Origin of the sequence: Pseudomonas sp. WAC2 (genome assembly GCF_030403525.1) — a bacterium.
GTDB classification, from domain to species: Bacteria; Pseudomonadota; Gammaproteobacteria; order Pseudomonadales; family Pseudomonadaceae; genus Chryseomonas; species Chryseomonas luteola.
Genome location: NZ_JAUEPD010000004.1, coordinates 97,454 through 119,502, shown reverse-complemented (window position 1 = coordinate 119,502; position 22,049 = coordinate 97,454). Strand labels below are relative to the sequence as shown.

At 52.3% G+C, this 22,049-nt stretch carries 20 protein-coding genes and 2 pseudogenes; 13 read left to right on the top strand and 9 right to left on the bottom strand.

The window, feature by feature from the left end; all coding sequences use genetic code 11:
* Window positions 1–4: 4 nt before the first annotated feature.
* From QWJ10_RS10120 to QWJ10_RS10090, 7 genes and pseudogenes are all read left to right on the top strand, one after another.
* Window positions 5–838 (top strand): ABC transporter substrate-binding protein, encoded by an 834-nt coding sequence (locus QWJ10_RS10120; protein ID WP_289926036.1) that lies wholly within the window; start codon window positions 5–7, stop codon window positions 836–838.
* Window positions 839–894: 56 nt separating this feature from the next.
* A complete protein-coding gene (locus tag QWJ10_RS10115; protein ID WP_289926034.1) occupies window positions 895–1,626 on the top strand; it encodes a class II aldolase and adducin N-terminal domain-containing protein in 732 nt (243 codons plus the stop codon).
* Window positions 1,627–1,741: 115 nt separating this feature from the next.
* A complete protein-coding gene (locus QWJ10_RS10110; protein ID WP_289926032.1) occupies window positions 1,742–3,034 on the top strand; it encodes an NAD(P)/FAD-dependent oxidoreductase in 1,293 nt (430 codons plus the stop codon).
* A gap of 45 nt (window positions 3,035–3,079) precedes the next feature.
* Window positions 3,080–3,496, top strand: a complete 417-nt coding sequence (locus QWJ10_RS10105) for a RidA family protein (protein ID WP_289926031.1) — start codon at window positions 3,080–3,082, stop codon at window positions 3,494–3,496.
* A gap of 16 nt (window positions 3,497–3,512) precedes the next feature.
* Window positions 3,513–4,190 (top strand): DUF1028 domain-containing protein, encoded by a 678-nt coding sequence (locus QWJ10_RS10100; protein WP_289926029.1) that lies wholly within the window; start codon window positions 3,513–3,515, stop codon window positions 4,188–4,190.
* Window positions 4,187–5,341 (top strand): acetylornithine deacetylase, encoded by a 1,155-nt coding sequence (gene argE / locus QWJ10_RS10095; protein ID WP_289926027.1) that lies wholly within the window; start codon window positions 4,187–4,189, stop codon window positions 5,339–5,341. Before QWJ10_RS10100 ends, argE begins: the two co-directional genes overlap by 4 nt.
* Window positions 5,342–5,534: 193 nt before the next feature.
* Window positions 5,535–6,062 (top strand): annotated as a pseudogene (locus QWJ10_RS10090) (ABC transporter substrate-binding protein); the annotation flags it as partial.
* A gap of 147 nt (window positions 6,063–6,209) precedes the next feature.
* Here the strand turns inward: QWJ10_RS10090 and QWJ10_RS10085 are convergent.
* Together QWJ10_RS10085 and QWJ10_RS10080 are read right to left on the bottom strand one after the other, a co-directional pair.
* Entirely contained in the window at window positions 6,210–7,694 is a 1,485-nt protein-coding gene (locus tag QWJ10_RS10085) for a DnaJ domain-containing protein (RefSeq protein ID WP_289926025.1), read from the bottom strand.
* Between the two features lie 253 nt (window positions 7,695–7,947).
* On the bottom strand, window positions 7,948–8,562 hold the full coding sequence (locus QWJ10_RS10080) for a TetR/AcrR family transcriptional regulator (protein ID WP_289926023.1): 615 nt from the start codon (window positions 8,560–8,562) through the stop codon (window positions 7,948–7,950).
* Between the two features lie 111 nt (window positions 8,563–8,673).
* Here QWJ10_RS10080 and QWJ10_RS10075 point away from each other — a divergent pair, with 111 nt between their 5' ends.
* Complete coding sequence (locus tag QWJ10_RS10075) at window positions 8,674–9,678, top strand: NAD(P)-dependent oxidoreductase (RefSeq protein WP_289926020.1); 1,005 nt, start codon at window positions 8,674–8,676, stop codon at window positions 9,676–9,678.
* A gap of 233 nt (window positions 9,679–9,911) precedes the next feature.
* Here QWJ10_RS10075 and QWJ10_RS10070 read toward each other — a convergent pair.
* Window positions 9,912–10,837, bottom strand: a pseudogene (locus QWJ10_RS10070) (LysR family transcriptional regulator).
* Between the two features lie 141 nt (window positions 10,838–10,978).
* On the opposite strand from QWJ10_RS10070, the gene QWJ10_RS10065 reads away from it, so the two are divergent.
* Both QWJ10_RS10065 and tnpB read left to right on the top strand, forming a co-directional pair.
* Complete coding sequence (locus QWJ10_RS10065; protein WP_197871778.1) at window positions 10,979–11,383, top strand: RidA family protein; 405 nt, start codon at window positions 10,979–10,981, stop codon at window positions 11,381–11,383.
* Window positions 11,384–11,590: 207 nt separating this feature from the next.
* A complete protein-coding gene (gene tnpB, locus QWJ10_RS10060; RefSeq protein ID WP_313549234.1) occupies window positions 11,591–11,755 on the top strand; it encodes an IS66 family insertion sequence element accessory protein TnpB in 165 nt (54 codons plus the stop codon).
* Between the two features lie 71 nt (window positions 11,756–11,826).
* On the opposite strand, the gene QWJ10_RS10055 is transcribed toward tnpB, so the two are convergent.
* The 3 genes from QWJ10_RS10055 to QWJ10_RS10045 all read right to left on the bottom strand — a co-directional run bounded on the left by QWJ10_RS10055 (window position 11,827) and on the right by QWJ10_RS10045 (window position 13,930).
* Entirely contained in the window at window positions 11,827–12,114 is a 288-nt protein-coding gene (locus tag QWJ10_RS10055) for a DUF1330 domain-containing protein (protein ID WP_125890126.1), read from the bottom strand.
* 83 nt (window positions 12,115–12,197) lie between these two features.
* A complete protein-coding gene (locus tag QWJ10_RS10050; RefSeq protein WP_197871782.1) occupies window positions 12,198–13,262 on the bottom strand; it encodes an aldo/keto reductase in 1,065 nt (354 codons plus the stop codon).
* A gap of 71 nt (window positions 13,263–13,333) precedes the next feature.
* Complete coding sequence (locus QWJ10_RS10045; protein ID WP_289926013.1) at window positions 13,334–13,930, bottom strand: flavodoxin family protein; 597 nt, start codon at window positions 13,928–13,930, stop codon at window positions 13,334–13,336.
* 112 nt (window positions 13,931–14,042) lie between these two features.
* On the opposite strand from QWJ10_RS10045, the gene QWJ10_RS10040 reads away from it, so the two are divergent.
* Complete coding sequence (locus QWJ10_RS10040) at window positions 14,043–14,948, top strand: LysR family transcriptional regulator (protein ID WP_289926011.1); 906 nt, start codon at window positions 14,043–14,045, stop codon at window positions 14,946–14,948.
* 220 nt (window positions 14,949–15,168) lie between these two features.
* On the opposite strand, the gene QWJ10_RS10035 is transcribed toward QWJ10_RS10040, so the two are convergent.
* Window positions 15,169–16,164: a hypothetical protein gene (locus QWJ10_RS10035; RefSeq protein ID WP_289926009.1), complete on the bottom strand. Its 996-nt coding sequence runs from the start codon at window positions 16,162–16,164 to the stop codon at window positions 15,169–15,171.
* Window positions 16,165–16,728: 564 nt separating this feature from the next.
* Here QWJ10_RS10035 and QWJ10_RS10030 point away from each other — a divergent pair.
* Together QWJ10_RS10030 and QWJ10_RS10025 are read left to right on the top strand one after the other, a co-directional pair.
* Window positions 16,729–18,048 (top strand): nucleotide disphospho-sugar-binding domain-containing protein, encoded by a 1,320-nt coding sequence (locus QWJ10_RS10030; protein ID WP_122044169.1) that lies wholly within the window; start codon window positions 16,729–16,731, stop codon window positions 18,046–18,048.
* Window positions 18,049–18,219: 171 nt separating this feature from the next.
* Complete coding sequence (locus tag QWJ10_RS10025; RefSeq protein WP_083848902.1) at window positions 18,220–18,420, top strand: hypothetical protein; 201 nt, start codon at window positions 18,220–18,222, stop codon at window positions 18,418–18,420.
* A 263-nt stretch (window positions 18,421–18,683) separates the two neighbouring features.
* Here the strand turns inward: QWJ10_RS10025 and QWJ10_RS10020 are convergent, their stop codons facing one another.
* Window positions 18,684–20,225 carry a sensor domain-containing diguanylate cyclase gene (locus QWJ10_RS10020; RefSeq protein WP_289926005.1) on the bottom strand — a complete coding sequence of 514 codons (1,542 nt, stop codon included), beginning with the start codon at window positions 20,223–20,225 and terminating at the stop codon, window positions 18,684–18,686.
* 142 nt (window positions 20,226–20,367) lie between these two features.
* Window positions 20,368–21,993, bottom strand: coding sequence for a methyl-accepting chemotaxis protein (locus tag QWJ10_RS10015; RefSeq protein ID WP_289926003.1), 1,626 nt, complete (start codon window positions 21,991–21,993; stop codon window positions 20,368–20,370).
* Window positions 21,994–22,049: the final 56 nt, after the last annotated feature.

The window sequence follows — 22,049 nt, the reverse complement described above, 5'->3', positions numbered from 1 at the left end:
TCTTATGAAAGTGCTACGTCTCCTGGCTCGACCTGTGGCGACAGGTGTATTAGGTACGATTGCAGTCATGGCGTCCTGCACGGCCTGGGCCTTTCAGCAGCCTGGGAAGATCATCGCAGGCTCAGACCTGACATTTTTTCCTTATGAGTACATGCAGAACAACCAGCCGGCCGGTTTTGACGTCGAATTCCTTGATGGTTTGGCAAAGGCTATGGGGCGTACCGCCGAGAATATAGATACGCGGTTTCCGAACTTGATCACCGGCCTGCAGGGCGGGCGCTTCGATATTATCAATTCGTCTATGTATATCACCGAGGACCGTCTGAAGGTCATAGATATGATTCCTTACCTCAAGAGCGGGGAGTCGATTCTGTCGTTAAAAGGCAGCGACTACCAACCCAAACGGCCTGAGGAGTTTTGTGGTCATAAAATTGGCTCGATGGGCGCTACCTCCTGGTTGCAACAACTGAGTAAGCTCTCCCAAGAGTACTGCGTGAAAAATGGTCTGCAACCCATCGCCTTAAGTGAGTACAGCACAGACCCTCAGACTACCCAGGCTTTGCTGGCACATGCAGTCGAGGCCCAAATCACTGACGCAGCCGTGGCACGCGGTGTAGTCGAGAAATTGGGTAATCGAGTGGTCATCTCTTCAGACGCACTTATCTATCCCGTCCTGAACGGCTTTGGTGTGAAGAAAGGCAACGATGAGGTCAAGGCGGCACTGATTGACGGACTGAAAAAATACACCGCCACACCCGAATACGCCGCCTTGATGAAGAAGTATAACTTCCAGGCTCCAACCGAAGCTGACATCGCCTCCATGATGCCATCCCACTAAATATCCATCTGGCCCGTTCACGTTCCTGTCAGCGAGCCTTTGTAAGGTGAAATACCATGGGACTATCTCTTGAGGCGCAATTACGTGTCGACCTTGCGGCCACATTTCGCATTATTGCCCATCTAGGCATGCACGAAGCTGTTGCCAATCATTTTAGTGCGGCCGTTTCGGCTGACGGTAAACAGTTTCTGCTGAACCCCAAGTGGAAGCATTTCTCGCGTATTCGTGCAAGTGACCTGCTATTACTCGATGCAGATGATCCGCAAGGTATGGATCGACCTGACGTAGATGCCACTGCCTGGTCCATTCACGGACAGATTCACAAGCTGCTGCCTGAGGTGCGGGTTGTATTGCATCTGCATCCGGTTTACACCACAGCTGTAGCATGTCTGGCCAATCCACATGTGCCGCCGATTGATCAAAACACTGCGAGGTATTTCAATCGACTGGCAGTTGATGATCTATACGGAGGCATGGCCGACACTGAAGCCGAGGGCGCCCGTCTGGCCGGATTGCTCAAGGACAAGAAGCGTCTGCTCATGGGTAATCATGGAGTGATAGTGACGGCGCCGACTATCGGTGAGGCTTTTGACGACATCTGGACTCTGGAGCGCGCCTGTCAGGTTTTGGTAACTGCCTGGTCCACCGGTCAACCGCTGCGACTACTGACTGACGATGTAGCCGAAAAGACTGCTCGAAGCTGGGAGAAAATCACTGACTTCTCAGAGCAGCATTTCGAAGAAATGAAACAGCTGATGCTAGAGGCAGATCCGTCAATTCTGGATTGATCCTGGCACGCTTGGCCTGCCCACCATAGTACGGCAAGGCAGGGCGACTTCTGATGTATTTATTAATGCCTAGAAAACGGCCAATACGCAGATATTAGGGCCGAAGGATATTGTCATGACTGAAATACCGACAGAAATCGATACGCTTATAGTAGGTGCAGGGCAGGCTGGTATCGCGATGAGTGAGCACCTAAGCCGCCTAGGTATCGAACATCTAGTATTAGAAAAAAGCCGTATCGCTGAAGCCTGGCGGACAGGTCGATGGGACTCGTTGGTGGCTAATGGTCCTGCCTGGCACGATCGATTTCCCGGACTGGAATTCAAAACCCCTGCTGAGGGCTTTCCAGGCAAGGATGAGATAGCAGGCTACTTCGAGAGCTATGCAAAGCGCATTGGTGCTCCAATCCATACAGGCATCGAGGTCAAGCGTGTTACCCGAAATCGAGGCCAGAGCGGCTTTACCGTCGAAACGTCTAAGGGTGTACTGCAGGCGCAGCGAGTGGTAGCGGCAACAGGCCCGTTTCAAAAGCCAGTGATTCCATCCATTGCCCCTCAGGATGGCAGCCTGTACCAGATTCACTCTGCTCATTACCATAACCCTCAGCAATTACCGGCCGGTGCCGTCCTGGTTGTTGGCGCAGGCTCCTCCGGCGTGCAGATTGCAGACGAGCTGATGCGCGCAGGTAGAACCGTATACCTTTCAGTCGGTCCTCATGACCGGCCACCTCGGGCTTATCGCGGACGTGACTTTTGCTGGTGGTTGGGTGTGCTTGGACTATGGGATACCGAAACCATGCAACCGGGCCGGGAGCACGTGACGATTGCGGTCAGTGGTGCGCGGGGAGGGCACACAGTGGACTTTCGCCGTCTGGCTCAGGCTGGCATGACTCTAGTTGGGCTGACCGAGTCTTTCGAAGACGGCAAGGTCACGTTCAAGTGCGATCTGGTAGAAAACCTGAACCGTGGAGATGAAAACTATCTGTCTCTGCTGGACGCTGCTGACGCCTATGTTGAGCGCAACGGACTGGATCTGCCTATCGAACCTTCTGCGCGAGAGCGTGTTCTCGATGCCCCCTGCATCCGCCAGCCGCTACGTGAGCTGGACCTCGTTGCAAACAGTGTAAGCACAGTGATCTGGGCTACCGGTTACGCGACGGATTTCAGCTGGTTGCAGGTTGATACCTTTGATGCCAATGGCAAGCCTCGCCACCAGCGTGGTGTAGCTGCCGAGCAGGGCATTTACTTTGTCGGGTTACCGTGGCTCAGTCGTCGAGGATCCGCCTTCATTTGGGGCGTCTGGCATGATGCCAGACACGTCGCCGACCAGATTGCCATTCAGCGCAATTACCAGCGCTACCCACTACCTCAAACTCATGCCGACCCTGCCTTACAGCCTCGGACGGCTTAATCAAGACACAACATTACGCCAAAACCCTTTTGTTAGGAGCCATATATGGCAAGCCCCACTCATACACGTATTCGCATGTTCAACACCAAGCAGACCTATCCCAACCAGAGCCTAGACAACGACCTGTGCCAAGCGGTACGTGCCGGTAACACGATATACGTACGTGGGCAGGTCGGCACTGATTTCGAGGGCAATCTGGTCGGCTTGGGTGATCCCCAGGCGCAAGCCGAGCAAGCCATGAAAAACGTCAAGCTGCTGCTTGAGGAGGCAGGCAGTGAATTGAGCCATATTGTCAAAACTACGACGTACATCACCGATCCCCGCTATCGGGAGCCGGTGTACCAAGAAGTAGGCAAGTGGCTCAAAGGCGTATTTCCAATATCCACAGGACTAGTGGTTTCAGCCCTGGGTCAACCGCAATGGTTGATGGAAATCGACGTCATCGCCGTGATCCCAGAGTAACGACAGGAGTATCAGCATGACCTTTTCTATCGCAGCCCGCTGCGCCACAACCGGTCAATTGGGTATCGCTATTAGCTCCTCGAGCATTGCTGTAGGCGCGCGCTGCCCCTGGCTGCACCCCGGCGTAGGCGCGGTCGCCTCGCAAAATATTACCCTCCCGGCGCTGGGCCCGGAGATATTGGGTCTGATAGCCCAAGGGTACTCGCCGCAGCAGGCACTCGATAACGCTATGGTTCAACACGCGTATAGTGATTATCGACAGGTCACCTGCATTGATCATCTTGGTCGTACAGCGCATTTTAGTGGGAGCCACACTCTAGGCGTGAGCAATGCTTTAAAAGGTGAGCAGTGCGTAGCGGCGGGTAACATGCTGAGCGACCCTGGAGTCATCAAGGTTATGGTAGAGGAGTTTGAAACGGTACAGGGGCACTTGGCTGATCGTTTGCTGGCAGCGATGCGGGCCGGTCAGCGCCTGGGGGGCGAAGCTGGTCCTGTACATTCAGCAGCCTTGAAAATAGTAGGCGATGTAGCATGGCCAATTGTAGATCTGCGTGTGGATTGGGCTGATACCGACCCCATCACAGCGCTGGGCCTATTGTGGGAGGCTTATCACCCACAACTTCAGGACTATATCGATCGTGCTCTAGAACCTACTAAAGCCCCAGGCTATGGGGTGCCGGGAGATGATCGGTGAGTACTAGCCGTGAGTTGCTGGGTCACTTGATTGCATTTGACACCACTAGCCGCGAATCGAACCTTGCCTTTATCGACTTTGTTAGAGCGTACCTTGCTGAAGTAGGGGTAACGTGTAACGTCATTTATAACGCAGAGCGTACAAAGGCTAACCTGTTCGCGACTATCGGCCCGAGCGGGGTGCCAGGTATTGTCCTGTCTGGACATACCGACGTGGTCCCCGTAGACGGCCAGGCCTGGACATTCCCGCCGTTTACGCTTACTGAGCGGTCCGGCAAGTTGTACGGCCGTGGCGCTGCTGACATGAAAGGCTACATTGCTTGCGTACTAGCGGCGGTGCCTGCTTTCGCGCGTGCAAAGCTGCGTATTCCCGTGCACATTGCGCTTAGTTATGACGAAGAGGTAGGTTGTCTTGGCGTACGCTCGCTGCTGGAAGCCTTGAGCCAAGAGCTGGTTAAACCGCTACTATGCATAATCGGCGAGCCCACTGAGCTCAGGCCTATCTTGGGTCATAAAGGTAAGCTTGCCATGCGCTGTCAGGTGCATGGCGCTGCGTGTCATTCAGCTTACGCCCCGCAGGGAGTCAATGCCATCGAATATGCTGCCCGCTTGATTATAGAACTTGGCCGTCTCGGTGAGACATTACAGGCACTACCGCATATTGATGACCGCTTCGATCCGCCATTTTCTACCGTACAGACCGGTTTAATTGCTGGAGGCAAGGCACTTAATATCGTGCCGGAAGATTGCAGTTTCGATTTTGAAGTACGTGCATTGCCATCGCTTAATCCGTGGCAGATTGCACAACAGTTGCGGCAGTATGCCGAGTCCACGTTGCTGCCTGCGATGCTTGCTATAAGCAAGCAATGCGACATCCGTTTTAGCGAGCTGTCGAGTTATCCTGGCTTGTATACCTCCGCGCAAAGCCAGGCGGCACAATGGATAGCACAGTTTTGCGGATCGAATGCTTTCAGCACCGTGGCTTTTGGGACAGAGGGCGGGTTATTCGATGAGGCTGGAATCCCAACCGTAATATGTGGGCCTGGAAGTATGGAGCAAGGGCACAAGCCTGACGAGTTCATTACTGTGAAGCAACTAGACGCCTGCGATGACATGCTCGCACGGGTACTCGACTTTGTCAGAGAGGGTTAACATGGAATAACTCGGAATCATCCTGCTGTTCCCAGAGAACAGAGCTACCAATTAGCGTTCGAATCGGACATTAGTGAGCTGCAAAATGTTAGGCCATCATGGCCTTTGAGGAATTATCTAAAACTTCTTATAACAACGCTTATGTTGACTTAGTTAGGCAAACACCCTTTGCATCGGCTCTCAGAAATCCTCAATGCTGCTTGCAATCCTCAAGAGCCAGGGCAGACTGGAGCAGGTCTTTCATATTCAAGGTGTTAAAGTGACTTAGCATGGGTCCACCAGCGACCTACCACTGCTCGAGTTCCTGAAGGTTGAAAACGTTGATGTCTCAGCCTATGTGGCCGATACCGTCCCAATCTTTGCCCAAGCGGCCGGTGCTCAACTGACTTACTTAGCAGCTAATGCTCCGTCGCCTAACGCTCAGGTCATTGTTGTGTAAGATGACTCACCGCTCCAAAGCTTGGCCGATCTCAAAGGTAAGAGGATGGCTGTTACCAAGGCGGCAGGCGTTCACTGTCTGTAGATCTCGGTACTCAGAAGAGTAGGCCTTACGTTTGCAGATATACAACTCGCTTATCTCACCCCAGCAGACGGACAAGCCGGATTGGAATAAGATGGATGCCTGGGTAACCTGGAACCCTATGTCACAAGTGCACAACAGAAGAAGGAGCGGATCCTAGCAGGTAGGGAAGGACTGGCTAGTTATCAGCGTTACTATCTGGGCGCAATGTCGTTTAATGGGGCACACCTATTTTGAATAGTCCGGCATCGCTTAAGCGTAGCAGGCTCGATCTATCATTTTCGATCAAGAAGCATTTAGCCAGATAAATGAAGGCTCTTGATGGTAACCTGGCATGTAGATGACCGCCTAACCCCAAGAGTCGAAAGGTTGTGTAGGGTGGCCCTGGTCATTGATTAGACCCTGGTCGTATTTATACCGCTGTTCTGGGTTTTTCAAGATTTCATAAGCTTGCTGGATATCTTGGAACTCGACCGTTGCCTTAGGATTATCCTTGTTTTTATCCGGATGCTTTTCTAGAGCAAGCTTTCGATAAGCTCTGGTAATATCCCTTTCGGTTGGCGATGCTTCAGACAATCCTAAGCGTGCATAAAGCGGTTTGACCGCAGGCTTAGCTTTGGTGTCCTCGGCCACGTTGGCTGCGCCGTTGGTAGTTGTTTCATCCTCTTGCGAGTGCATGGATGGTTTATCATTGTCGACCCTGGGTTCCCTCGTTTGACGAGGTGGTGGAGCACTGTTCGCACGTGGTCTACCAGCAGACGGCCGCTCGCCATTGAATTCAGAGCCATTGGGTTCAGAGCGTTCAGGCCTGGGTGACTTCGCATTTGCGCTTTCATCCGGTAGACGCTGACCGTTGAGCTTCGCATCCAACGCCACTTGGCTCAAACGTGACTTCAGATGGGGCTTGGGTGCCTCCTGGCTTGCCTTGTTCTCAGCCGCTTGCGCCTCATTAGGGTCCATTTCGTAGTTTTCATAATTTGCATGCGAAAAGCTGCTGGCCGATGCATGCCCGAAGAAAGGCGCTTCCCCAGGTGCTTGTTCCGGGTTGATCTTGGGACCCTGACCTGGACGAGGTGGAAGCGGCGGTGGAGTTTCTTTCGGTGTTCGTCCGGTAGATGGCTTGGATTCTGTACTAAAGCCAGCCTGTGCCTCACGGGCTGTACGTGGAAAACTGTTTGCCCGTGGCCTTTGAGGAAGAGGGGGCGGTCCATAGGTACTATTAGGATTACCGTTCTGGTGGCCAGTACGCGGAGGAAGCGGCGGCGGAGCTTCCGCATTACCAGATAATTGAGCTGTTGGGTTATTGATTGCGGAGACGAACTGTCCCGTGATATTTCGGATTACGCTACTTAAACCAATATTACCTGGTAAGGCACTGCGCGCCTTTGCCATCAGGCTGCCGTTACTAGCTTGCTTGGTGCTGGGTGACAGTGCATTTGCCAGCTTTGTACCTAAAGAGAGTAATGCTTTGCCCTTACCATCACTCATACCGAGAAAGCCTAATACCTCAGACATCGGCTTTTCAAACCCAATACTAATGGTGGTAGCCCCATAGGCAGGGCGGTCCAAAAGAATTTCTCGGCCCATACCATTGGCCTGAACAGCTCTGGGCTTTTCGTCCCCACTTAACACTTTCAGGGCAACATCAAACATTTTTCGTTGGAGTGGTCCAAGCGATGCTCGCTGCTGATCCAACCATGAGCCAGGGAAATGCATCTTGGCGCCCATAGCGATGTTTTCTGCAACATGAAGATCCAGATGCACCGAAGGCTTGTCAGCTTTGCCCAGCTCGACCTGCAGTGATATTAACGATGCATTGGATATATGGATCATCGGGCGCCTCCTAGAGCGGATACCCGACTGAGTGGCTTAGGAGCAGGCTTTGTTCCAATATACGCGACGATAATTTTTGAAGTGACTTTACCTCTGCGAACATCGCCCAGCCGTGGACATATTCTCTATTGCTATCCATAAATGTTGGAGCAGGAGTTAAGGAGTTGGCTGGAAAATCCAACCGGCTGGCCTATATTTTGTGAAAGAAATCCGCTACGCGAAAGCACTGTTCTGCCTCATTCATGTTCCTGCCTCAATCAGTGCCCGACAAAGCGTTCCGGATCAAGGAGGCGAACGCGTCAATCACCTCATCCTTGCTATAGCGCCCTCGTACTAATGCGCCTGAGAGCGCTTCTCCCGCGCCAACAAGACCTGTACAGCGTCGCTCCAATTCGCCAGACGAAAAAGCTGCGTGAGGTTTGAGCACGGCTATGAACATTTGCACGCAGTTATCCAACAGCTCTTGAAAGACTGCTGCTTTCTCTTCGCTGCCTGCCAGAGCTGCGCCTATTGCATAGAATTCGTCGGTTGTGTCTCCTGCGCACTGAATGTAGGCGCTTGCCAGGAGTTGGGCAGTTTCTTCAAGGCTCCGCGGGGTTAAGGACATTGCGTCACGGAAAGCGTTAACCCGCTCGATATCAATGCATCTGTAGAGCTCAATCAACAGGCTCGAGCGGGTATCGAAATGATCATAGACCACCGGTTTGGAGACGCCTGCGCGGACGGATAGATACCCCAAGGTCAACCGGTCTGCTCCTTCCTCCCGCACGATCAGTAATGCGGTATCCAGCAGTTGTTTACGCCGCTCGGCTTTTGGAAGCCGGCGTGTGGAGGAACATATAGCGGAGGGCAAGGTTTCTTTTTGCACTTGATCATTCCCGAATTAAAAAAACCTACCAATGGTAGGTTCAGATAAGTGATGGTCGTGATAGCTTACCTACCAGTAGTAGGTTGAAGCTTGGAATTAGGAGATCATGTAATGTCACTTAATCCTATCCTGTTAATGGGCGGTTCTGGTGCAATTGGTCATCAAACTGCTCGAGCGCTGCGCGCCGTCTATCCTGATGTACCACTGCTGATTGGCGGCCGCGATGCTGCCAAGGCCCAGCAGGCCGCAGAACAGATTGGTGGAGCGCAAGGCGTGGTCATTGACGCTGGTGCCGACGACCTGGGCCTTGGGGATCGCACCGTCAGCGGTGTCGTAGTCTTCTACATGGACCATGCTATTGCCGGGCTACGCTACGCCCAAAAGCACGGTGCGCCTCATCTCAGTATTTCATCTGGCATTTTCGAGATCGCGCCGGAAATCGCAACCTATATGCACATGCCTAATGCAGCACCCATTGTCCTCGGTTACGAATGGATGGTGGGCGCTACAACGGTATCCACACTGAGCATTGCTAAGGCGTTTAGCCGGGTGCACGACATACGCATCAATGCGCTGGTCGATGAACAGGATACCGGAGGCCCGACTGTTGCAAGCGACTTTGAGCGCCTGAACAGGATGCTGCCAGCCGCGCTGACCCGGCGTGACGGTGTATATGTTTGGCGGGAAGGAGAGGATGCCAAGGTCAGCTTTCGTGCAGTTGATGGTACTGAAATCGAAGCGTCCGGGTTTTCATCCATTGACGTCGTTGGCCTAGGGGCTGCAACGGGTGCAGCCAATATCCAGTTCAATATGGGCATCGGGGTTAGCTCAACCCGACGTCAGGGTAAACCTATGTCGACCGAGATCATCATTGAGCTTGAGGGCGAGGACCTAAATGGCGAACCACTGCGCACACGTCATGCCATCATCCATCCAAAAGGCGCGGCACCGCTAACAGGCCTTAGCGTAGCAATGGTCCTTGAAAGGCTGCTCGGGCTGGATGGTCAACCGCCCACCTCACCGGGCCTTTACTTCCCCTACCAGTTACTGAGTACAGCCGCGTACTTGAATCGCCTAAGGGAGGAGGGGGGTGAGCTACGTAAACTTCAGGTGTAATGAGGCTACAACATCCAGCTGATGGCGTCCTATAACATGGCCGTAAACTACTGCAGCCCTGGCGGGCTGCAGTGCATTCTCCGCTAATATAGCCGATCAGATCACCTTTCGGCCTGCTGCACAGGCCAAACTAAGGTTTTGGTTGGGCAGGGATAGAGTCTAGACGGCGAAAACACCTGGACGTACCTTATCCGGGTCAGCGGATTTTTTATGCATCTTCAGCTCGGTCGCAATCAGCGGGCAGGGCCTAACGGTCTCTTGTCTGACACTGCTTCGCCGGGTGTCATTAGTTCAGTGATCCATTGGATAAATACACGTAGTTTGGCGCTGACATGCCGGTTTGGCGGAAATGCTACGTACATTGGCATTGGGTCGAGTTGCCAGTCTTCAAACACAGGAACCAGCTCACCTCGAGTCAAATAATCTTTGGACATATAGTCTGGTAACCAGAGGAGACCTAGCCCTGCCAGCCCGGCTGCCAAATAGGCATTACCATCGTCCACGGCCAGCGCATAATGACCCGTGACATTGACGCTCTCATTGCCGGAACGCATGGCATAGGGAAAGACCTTGCCAGTGCGCGCCCAGAGAAAGCCTACGATACCGTGGTCAGTACCTTCTAATTCCCGAGGGTGAAGTGGCGTTCCCCGATGCTCCAGATAGCTCGGCGCGGCGTACACCCCAAGCCGTAAATCGCCTATATGGCGAGCAACCAACGATTGATCGGTAATCTTGCCACCACGTACAACGCAATCCACATTGTCGCCAATCAGGTCGACCATACGATCACTGACACCCATATCAAGTTGGATATCAGGATACTTTTCGTAAAACGCTGGAAGTGCCGGGATCAGAACTAGACGGGCAAAAGGGCTGGGCACATCCACTCGTAACCGCCCTCTGGGAGCCAAGGAGGCGCTGGATAAGCTCGTTTCGCCGCAAGCAGTCTGACCACGCGCTCATAATAAGCGGCCCCATCGGCCGTCACATTGACACGGCGTGTGGTCCGGTTGAGCAGCTTAACGCGTAACCGGGCTTCCAGTTGCTGCACCAGTTGGGTAACGCTGGTCTTGCTCATATGAAGTGTTTCGGCTGCCTTGGTAAAGCTGCCTGCCTCCACAACACGAGCAAACGCCTGCATTGCATCAAAACGATCCATCGCTGTTCCTACTGTCTCGTAGATTATTCGGATTTTACAAATAGTGATGACTGCGCTTGGTAGTTTATTCAACAGGTAAGCGTTCCCTAAAGTCTCTCTACATCGACATAACGGGTCGATCCGGTCACCAGGAGAGCAACCATGAGCACACGCAACGTCGTTTTTCCAACTGGCCGTCAGGCATTGTATGAGCGCAATCGGTATTCACCCGCGATTCGCTCCAACGGTTTCTTGTTTGTTTCAGGACAGGTTGGTAGTCGTGAAGATGGCTCGCCCGAGCCGGAACTGGAGGCACAAGTGCGGCTTGCTTTTGAAAATCTGAACGCGATTCTGGCTGCAGCAGGCTGCTCGTTCAAAGATGTCATTGACGTAACGGTTTTCATCGTTGACCCCGAAACACGCTTTGATACGATCTGGAAAGTGCTGCCAGAATATTGGGGAGAAGCACCTTATCCGACGTTAACCGGCATTGGCGTTACATGGCTCTACGGCTTTCAATTTGAGATAAAGGTCATCGCCAAACTTCCAGAGGCTATTGTTAGCTGAACTGAATAGCGAAAGTATTTTAAGCTCAGCAGTTGAGCTGAATTTCTACTGCAGCTCAGCCTACATAGTGCCGAGCTTTTAAAAAAGCTGATTTATCATTAAACAAATGGAGAAAGCTGTGCCCATTTTATCCGTGAACTCGCCCCATGATCCGCATCGACGCCATCTGGCTTGCCATGGAACCTATAGACATGCGCGCCGGCCAGGGTGGTCGTGTTGTTCAGTGCGGCGAAGCCGCACTGTGCTTATTTGTTTGCCAATCGCCACGCCACTCGCATGAAGGTTCTGGTGCATGACGGTATTGGTGTCTGGCTGGCGGCACGCCGATTGAATAACGAAAATTCCATTGGCCCGTATTCGCCAAGGCTGTGAGAAGCAGTTTGCTATCAGACAACTTCAGGTCTTGGTGCCTGCCAGCCTTGGCTAAGTGACTTGGGTCTGCGTTAAGTGGTCCCCTCAAGAATGACAAACGTACCTGTCGCAACACCCGCACGCAGGGCTTTGGCCGCTTGGTATTCAGGGCTCTCATAGAAACGCTTGGCGTCGGCGAACGAGTCGAATTCAAATATCACATGCCGCTCGTGGGCTTCACCCTCTAGGTTCTCGTATTGTCCCCCCGCTATTACCCTGGGATTGAAAGGTCGCATTGCCTCACCTGCGGCTCTGGCATAGTCGGCGTAGGCGGTCGCATCCGAAATGGTCACGTGCCCGATCAGATATCCTTTTGGCATGTCTGTCTCTCTTTCAGTAAGTACATTCAATTCAACGCATGATGGTTATTGCAGCCACCTGCGTCACAGGTATTGGGTTATGTTCACAAGCGCTGCTTCGACCTCAACGGCGTAAAGGGAACAGGGCGCCTGTTGGCATCCTGGTGATTGACCATCCAACCGGGGTAGTAAGGAGGCAAAGCACTCACCGCCTCCAGGCGCGCCAGCTCCTCATCCGTAAGAACAATATTTACCGCACCCAGGTTATCTTCGAGCTGGTCAATCCTTTTGGCACCGATGATGACGCTTGTGACATAGGGTTTGGCAAGCAACCAGGCGAGCGCCACTCTTGCGACGGAAATACCGCGAGCGTCGCCGATGGCGCGCATTTCTATGATGCAGGGCCAGGCCTGATTCAGATCAACAGGAGGAAAGTCAAAAGTACTGCGCCGAGCCCCCTTCTCGGTTGGTGCTCCAGGACCAAACTTTCCCGAGAGTAATCCACCTGCAAGAGGCGACCAGACAAGCAGCCCCATCTCTTCTTCGACAACGAGGGGTACCAGTTCGCGCTCCACATCACGTCCTGCAATCGAGTAATAGGCCTGGAGCGTTTCAAAGCGTGTGGCATTGAGTGCTGCGCTCAGCCCTAACGCTTTGCCGATCCTGCCCGCGTGCCAATTTGAAACACCGACATAGCGGACTATGCCCTGGCGCGTCAGATCATCCAGCGCCCGCAGTGTTTCGTCGATAGGGGTCACGGGGTCGCTAGCGTGAATCTGGTAAAGGTCAATATGGTCGACCTGAAGACGTTCCAGGCTTCGCTGAACAGAATCCATGATATGACCGCGTGATGCTCCTTGGTCGTTGGGTTTGGACCCCATTACACCACCAGTCTTCGTAGCCAGCACAATTTCGCTGCGCAGCACGCCGATGTCTCTGATTGCCTGGCCAAGGATGCGCTCCGACTGACCGAAAGAATAAATATCGGCGGTATCGATAAAGTTGATTCCTTGCTCCAGAGCACGGGCGACCAACCGGTTGGCTTCGCTCTGGTCAACCGCGCCGATTGCAGCCCACATACCCGCGTCAGCATTACCTCCCAGCGTCATCGTGCCGAGGCAAAGCTCGGATACATATAGGCCCGTACGGCCAAGTCGGTTGTATTTCATGGCTCTTCCTTCGAAATTCGATGCATGAACATCAGCACAGCACAAGGCCACATCGTTGGTGCAGGTAAATTTCAGACGGACCGAGGTTTCCCTGATCGGAACTGCCTGGCGATCACTGCAACGCGTACGCCATATAGACGTGCTGTCTCCAGATCCCCTGGCGACATCTCTTCAGGAGACGCATCGGCAGGCGTTTGCGCCATGGGCGCGATATAGGAGCCCATACGATTTGGGTCATCGCGTTCCGATGCCTTGACGTTCGCCGGTTTGATATCCAAGCCAACCCATATCCCGGCGTGCTGCCCAGAAAGCAGGAAGAAATACTCAAGCATGTTAAGTTTGTCGCCGTTGATGCTCGCGCTGTTGGTGAAGCCGCCAAAGATCTTGTTATGCCATGTGCCTTCGAACCAGGGCTTGGAGGAGGCATCCGCGAATTTCTTAAACTGCCAGCTAGGGCCGCCCATGTAGGTAGGCGAGCCGAAGACGATTGCATCTGCGTCAGCGAGGGCTTGCCAGGCATCTTCGGAAATAGTGCCTTTGGCGTCGATTGCGACCAATACCGCACCGGTGCCTGCGCCTTCGGCGACTGACACCGCCATGCGTTCGGTGTGGCCATAACCGGAGTGGTAAACGATGACAGTTCGGACAGGAACAGAGTAGGAATTCATGAGGGTTCTCTGCATGTAGTGGAGACATAGGTAACTGAGAACTACTCTAATGAGTCAAAAATTCGCTATAAATCATGCTAATCTGAACGCTCTGTTATCCATTTGATGAACAATGCCAAACCTTCAGGCACTTTTAATTTTTGCCCGTGTTGCGGAAATGATGAGTTTCACGCGTGCGGCTGAAAGCCTAGGAATCCAGAAGGGACGGGTGTCGACGGTGATTCGTGGGCTGGAGCGAGAGGTGGGCGCGACCCTCCTGCACAGAACGACACGCAGCGTGCAACTGACTGAAGATGGACGTGCCTTCTATGCACGCGCACGTGACCTACTGGCCGAAGCTCAGGACGTGCAGTCAATGTTCACGAACAAAGGCGCACCTCTGAGGGGGAGATTGCGCGTAGATATGCCGACTGAGCTGGCAAAGACCGTTGTGATTCCAGCTCTGCCCCAACTGCTCAATGCGAACCCTGAGTTGGAGCTTGAACTGTCCAGCACAGATCGCCGAGTCGATCTTGTCCAGGAAGGGTTCGACTGCGTAATCCGTCTCGGGCCAATCGTTGACGACAGGCTGATCGCCCGCTCACTGGGCAAGTTGCGAATGATGAACGCGGCGAGCCCAGGCTATCTGGCAAAGCACGGCATACCGCAAACACTCGACGACCTGCTCATCCAGGGTCATCAGATGATTCACTACACACCAACACTCGGCGCCCGACTTGCTGGATGGGAATATCCGGAGGGTGATGGCTATGCATCACTTGTACTGCCAGGAGCGATACAAGTAAATAACGTGCAGACCTATCATGCTGCGGGCCTGGCGGGGATTGGACTGATCCAGGCCGGCTATTTGGCCCTTGCGCATCACATCAAAAGCGGTGACCTAGTGGAGATTCTCCCCGATCTACGGCCCGAACCGCTGGCGGCATCACTCGTAGTCGCGCATCGGCGTAACCTTTCCCAACGCGTCCGGGCTTTCATGACTTGGATTGAGAGTGTATTGGAACCCTATTTTGATTAGCTGCTTGAGTAGCTGAGATTTGATCTAGTCACTTGTCTTACGGTGACTGCTTGCGAGATGTGGTTGTCATACGCTTACGCTACCGCTTCAAAAGAGACGACAGCCAAGCAAATCGCTTTTCATAAAAAGCGTAGCAGATTAAATAATTATTAAATGCTAGGAGAGCGTTTAAGAGTTTAAATCAAGAGACCAGCGCTCTTTCGAGCGCTGGAGGGATGACTTAGCGCTGAGTAATGGTAGCCGCGTTATTGTTACCAGATTGGGTCAAAACTTCCGATGCACCATTTAGCTCACTACCTTGGGTAATGTTTGCATGATTGGCAACACCCATCTGGGTCGCGTTTACAGTGAAATTGTCAACAAAGCCTTGCTGCGAGATATTTAATATGTTCCCATCCCCAGACTGAGCGAATATAGCGCTTCCGGTTTCAACTGACTGGTCGATATCCACGGTATTGTTGTTGCCAACGGTTGAACCCGAAATGGTGGTTAAGCGCCTACTGGAATAAATATCGGCTTGGTTACCGAGACCGCCCTGTGTAAGGGTGACCTTGCCGAACTGACTGCCCATATATGTGGAGGCGTGATTGCCGTCACCGTTTTGCGTCAGCTCAGTACTGTTATTTCCCATCCTATACGAGGAGCCTGAAACACTGGCAGTATTGTTATTACCTCTCTGACTAACTGAGGCGTACGATGATGATCCCAGGTTAACATCAATACCGTTATTATTACCCACCTGGTTCAACATGGCACCAGAGACACCACCGGTTACTTCACCGCGAATTAAGTTGTTGTCACCAACCGAAGAAGTCGTTACAGCTGCAGCATAGCTAGTCACCGTAATATCAAGCGTGTTCGCGTTACCTTCCTGGTAGGAACTGACACCTGAGCCAAATATACTCCCACTTCCATTTTCACTAATACGGATAGCAGCATTATTGCTATCGCCCTGTTGAGTTATGTCAGCGTTGTTATCGGAACCCTGTAGCTGATAAACCGATGCACTATTGCTAGTACCGTTCTGAAAGATCTCAGCCTGGCTATTCTCTTGGCTGTCCTGTTGAAGATAGGCGTAATTTCCGCTGCCCTGCTGCTCTAGCGAACCTGTATTGTTGGTACCGACTTGTTGTATCTCGGCACTATTCATCTCCGCGAAAGCCTGGAAGCTGATTACGATCAGAATGGCAGCAGCAAGAGGTTTGATGGTAAGCATATATTCAGCCTTTTCCTTGACTTAGCAAGCGTGAGAGGTGCGTTTTTGTGATGATTTAAGGTTTTGCTCCACCAAGTAAAAGCCTGCTGGCACCCCCAAGTTCTAGACGAACATCCACTAATTTTTTAAAAAAGCAATGGCATATAGAGTAGAGGGTGGGTCTTTAGCCCGTTCTTATTTAGCAGTCTAAGGATTGTTAGGCACGCTTAACCGCAGCGCTACTAGCTGAAGGATTGACTCTAGAAAAAATAAAGGATTAATTCTGCGGCTATTAAGGATTTTCTTAGTAATCAGATTGATCTGAGGTTCAACCTAAAACTCTTTTCGCTTAGATGTTATTGCTCGATCAAACCTAAAAAGGCTTTTAGCCAATTTGATCATTAACCAGATATTCTCGAACTTCATAGATGGTCCCGGCGCCATCTTCAGCCTAGCTATCTTGTCAACGCCCCAATCATCAGCACGAACATAGGACATACGAGAAAGCCTGTCAGTGTTCCTTAGTAAGGATGTCATGGATGACCGGTATACCTTGACTCATACACCGTTGATTAAGGTTATTTGATGCCTCGCATTATCGTTGCAACCACGCCCCAGGTAGGTCATGTACTTCCCGTTTTGTCATTATTGCCGTGCCTGAAAGAGGAGGGTTATGACATCACTTTCATCACGGGATCTGCGTCAAAAGAACGTGTTGAGCAGGAAGGTATCCGGCATGTTACGTTACAAGGTACAGCGGATTATGATGCGCGGGATGTCAACCAAACCTTTCCTGACCGTAAAAAGCTGCGGCCTGGTCCTCAGCTACTTGACTTCGATTTCCGCGTCCTATTTATCCAGCCATTGGTCGACCAGACCAAGACAGTTCAAGCTGTACTAGGCGAAAGCGATGAGCCTGCTGTGCTCATAACCAATCATATGTTTGCAGGAGGATGGCCATTCCAGCTGCGATCCTCTGGCGCACGACCTGCCGGCTTGATCTCACTCGGGATAACACCTCTAATGCTTAGTGCAGACCATCTGGCACCCTTTGGTAAAGGACTTCCTCCTGCTGCTACCGAACACGAAAGACAACGTTATGTACAGTTAAGTCGTGATTTTGGCAGGGAGATGCGGGGCTCAAAAGCAGCCCTTGATGCCGCCCTGGGCACATTCGGTACAAGGCCTATGCCTTATTCCTTTATGGATGCCACCACGCTACTTCCAGACGCGTTTCTGCAGATGACTGTTCCAGGATTGGAATATGCCGGAGCCTGTCTTCCTCCCTCTGTAAAACTGATAGGTACTGCGCCAAGCCAAGTACAAGCCTATTCTTTGCCAGCTTGGTGGGGTGAAGTCGATGCAGCGAAAGCAAAGGGTCGGCCTGTTATTTTTGTCACTCAAGGCACCGTAGCTCGTAACCTGGAGGACCTGGTATATCCAACGATTGATGCTCTTGCAGCTAGTAACGCGCTGGTAATTGCTACAGCCGGTAAAGCAGGGGAGCACACCAAGCCATTTGTTACCCAAAATGCTTACATGGCTGACTATTTGCCTTATGAGCAAATGCTTCCGTACGTCGATGTCATGGTTACCAACGGCGGGTACGGTGGCGTACAACAGGCATTGCGACATGGCGTTCCGCTTGTGATTGCAGGCACTTCGGAAGACAAAGCAGAAGTTGCAGCGCGGGTAGCGTGGGCAGGTGCAGGTATCAACCTCAAAACAGATCGTCCCGCCACACAGGATTTATCAGATGCCGTTGCAACGGTTTTGAGGGAGGCGCGATTCAAAAGGGCCGCGATGACATTGAGTCAACAGTATAGGGAACTCGATCCGGCCTTGGCACTTAAACAGGCGGTTGATTCTTTTTTCCAGTCTGAGTTATCACTTTCAAGCCCATGACTGATCGAGATCTTTAAACCTAAAAGCTTATCGAAAGAGATAAGGTGGTCAGAGCACTAACAGGGAACGTTACCAACCTTATTTCTGCGGTTGTACGAGGCTCAACCAGCTAATCTGTAACGCAGACATTATCAAAAAACCGTTACTGTACAGAGATATCAGGTAGAGACCATGGCGAAGTTGATCAGTCGTGAACCTTGGTGGGCAAAACCACCTGAACAAGGACAAGATGAATTGAGTCTTGAGTGGGGCTATCTTGAAATCTATGACAATCTTGAGTTCAGGTTTGTCTCGACTAGACCTTCTGATGAAGAGATTCGCCTGCGTAAAGGCTGTCGAGTCATTAGCGAGACACCATCAGACTCATCGTAAAACGTTTGTCATCCATCTTTATGAAGCGGAAATTGATCGTAAGAGTAAGGCCTGAATAGTTTGTACTGCAGGTCATGAATTTCCGATTAGTGCTTTAATCGGAAATGAAACGCTGGGGAAATGTGTCGATCATGCTCCTATGAGACTTATCCCTATATTCGCATAATATATCTTATGTTAAATATAGTATTAAGATTACCAGTAGTACCGGACCTGCTTATAGAGCCCATGTCCGGGAACCCCTCTCACGTCTCCTCTGCTAATCACGTATGACTAGTCTCAGTCGCTACCATCCGGTTTCGCCCATTACGTTTGGCTTCATATAAAGCACTGTCTGCACACTCAATCAATGTTTGTCCAGTCAGGACGCCGTCCTCGCCGGGCATATATGTATGAATGCCACCGCTGACAGTGACCACGCCGAATGGGCTGTTGTGATGCTCAAGCCTTAGCTTACGTATTTGGTCCTGAATACGCTTAGCGACTATCCGGGCGCCTTGGCTGCCGCAGGCTGGCAAGATGGCTACCATTTCCTCACCACCATATCGTGCTGCAAAATCACCCGATCGTGGGAGACTATGCTTTAACGCCTGCGCAACCTGTTTCAGGCAATAATCGCCTGCAGGATGTCCGTAATAGTCGTTGTAGCCCTTGAAAAAGTCGATATCCAGCATAATCAGGCTTAGCGGTTGCCCCGAGCGTTCTGCCCGCTTGAGTTCCTGCTGCAATGCCATATCGAAATAGCGACGATTGGCCAATTCAGTCAGTCCGTCAGACAGGGCCTGCCGTTCCAGCGCACGGTGCGCCTCGATCAGTTCAGCCTTGACCGTATTGGCATGCCCGATCTGGCGCATCAGCACCAAAGCGAACAATGACATCATAATAATGATGCTGGCGACGATGATGGCTGAGCGTTGTGTATCTCCGGTCCAGGTCGATAAGAGTTCTTTCTTGCTCATCGCCACCATTACCAACACGGGATATTTGTCTATCCGCTGATAGCCGTACAGCCGCTCCACCCCATCGATTACCGCCTTGATAGTCACGATGCCGGAAGGCGCCTGAGCCAATGCTGTGGTGATGACGTAGCTCTGTGCCAGGTGTTTACCCACCATATACTCGTCTTTGAAGGGATATCGACTCAGAATCGTGCCGTCCGGCATGGCTAGCACGATGGCGCCTGAAGGCCCTAACTCGATGTGTCTGTAGAAATCGAGAAAATACTCCATCCTGACGGTAGCCAGCACTACGCCTGCAAAACGCCCTTGCTTGTCGGTAATACGCCGGGATATCGGAATAATCCAGTTACCTGTAGAACGGGAATGGATGGCATGGCTAATGAAGGGATCTTCAGTCGTATTCTGATTGTGAAATCTAAAGTAACCACGGTCTGAGCTTTTGCCTTTCCGTGGCGTTTCGCCTAGGGAAGTCGCCCTCCGGTTACCCTGCTCATCAAAAATAAAAAAACCTTCGACTTGCTCTAGGGAACCCGCATATTTCTCAAGCAGCGTATGCAGTACCTCTGGTTTAAACAATATCTCATTACCCTGCTCCAGCAAGTGCTGAAGACTCATGAGCGCTACATCCACTTCCTGGAACGAGTCCTCAGCGTATTGGGCTAATGCGTGAGTCAGGTTTAGCGTTGTGCTCTCGGACTGCTGCAGTTGAACGTTTCGCGCATGCCAGCTTTGCCAGAAATCAAACCCTACCAAGGACACGAAGACAAGTCCCAGAAAGGCCATCGTCAACGTTTCCAGAGGTAGGCGTTTGAGTTTCTTCGAAACTGTTGAATCAGGATGAGACATGAACCTACCTTAGGGCATGGACTGCAACGAGGGCTTACAAACGCCCTTCCATAAAGGACGCATTTATCACATTCCGTTGCGTTACCTAGCCGAAACGTAGGGCAGAACGATGTCTGTTAATCAGCATCATCCTGCCAGTCGGTCAGACTCTGAACCGGCGAACCATGCCGCTTAGGTCTCCAGCCAGGCGAGAAAGCTCCTGGCTGGCTGTATGGGTCTGTTCTGCACCCGCGGACGTCTGGATAGACAGATCACGAATACGAACCAGATTACGATCCACTTCTCGGGCTACCTGTGCCTGCTCTTCAGCAGCGCTGGCAATGACCAAGTTGCGCTCATCGATACCGTTGACCGCATCGTTGATTGTGCCTAGTGCATGGCTTGCCGCCTCAGCCTGCTCCTGGGTTTGCCTAGCCTGATCTGCACTGGTCAGCAAGGCGTCTACAGTATGAGTAGTCCCCTGCTGAATGCTGCCAATCATGGCCTCGATTTCTCGGGTAGAATCGCTGGTCCGGTGAGCCAGTGAGCGCACCTCGTCTGCTACAACAGCAAACCCGCGACCGGCGTCCCCTGCCCTGGCCGCCTCGATTGCAGCGTTCAGCGCCAGTAGGTTGGTCTGCTCCGCTACTGACCGGATGACATCCAGCACCTGGCTAATGTTGCGTGTCTGTTCGGCCAGCTGACGTGCCTGCTCAGAAGCGCTCAGAACGTTGTCCGTCAGGACACCAATGGCACTGAGGGTATCGTTAAGCTGACGCTGCCCTCGGCGCGCGGTTTCGGCTGCTGCCTTGGAGGCGACTGACGTCGACGTCGCGTTACCCGCTACTTCTTCAACGGCCTGGCTCATTTCGGTGACTGCAGTGGCTGCCATCTCAATTTCACTGTTCTGCTGTTGCAGTCCCTGCGTACTTTCGCTCATGACTGCGCTCATTTCTTCAGTCGCAGCAGCCAGTTGTTCAGCCGACCGGTTGATCTGCTCAAGCGTATCGCGCAGATTGCCCTGCATTTTTCCCATAGCTTTGAGCAACTGAGCGGCCTCATCTGTACCAGTTGTTTCCAGCCGGTGGGTCAGGTCACCCGACGCGATGGCCTCCGCGGCCTGCACAGCTTCGCGAATAGGCTTGGACAGACTCAAGGTCAGACGCCAGGCCAGCAGAATCGTAAGGCCCAAGGCGCAGCCGATAACTGTCAGGGTAATGGATACGGAGCTGCTATACACCGCTTGTGCATCTTCGCCAAAGGCTTTGGCTGCCTGCTGGTTCAGGGTACGCAATTTCTCGGTCTGCTCGTTCATGCTCAGGCCAAGGCTGGCCATACCACCCGTGACCTGCTTACGGGCATCATCGATCCGGCCTCTGACCATTAATGCTACGAGCTGATCCGTATTGGCCATGTAGTCACGGTAGATAGCCTGCAATTGCTGTAGCGCCGCGTCCTCTTCCGGCGTGCTGACCAGAGGCTCATAGCGCTTAAAGCCAGCGTCAACCAACTGCCCTAGATCCTTAATTTTTTGCTGAGTCTTCCGAAGTGTTTCAGCATCTGGCAACGCGATTAGGCGCAACGCCTCTATACGAATGCGTGCCATTTGCAGGGCCAGATTGTCACTTTCAACAATACTGGGCAGTGAGTTCAGTTCCACTTTCCGAGACTGATCCTGGATATGAGACATCTGTGCCAGGCTGAACACCCCTAGCCCGGTCAGGATGACCGCGATAACGCCAAAGCAAAACAGGCTTCGGTATGCAATTTTCAGGGAGCGCAGGCTCATAAACATAACCTTGATAAGTGGACCAGAAAGGACATGCAAAGTGATGCGTATTGGAA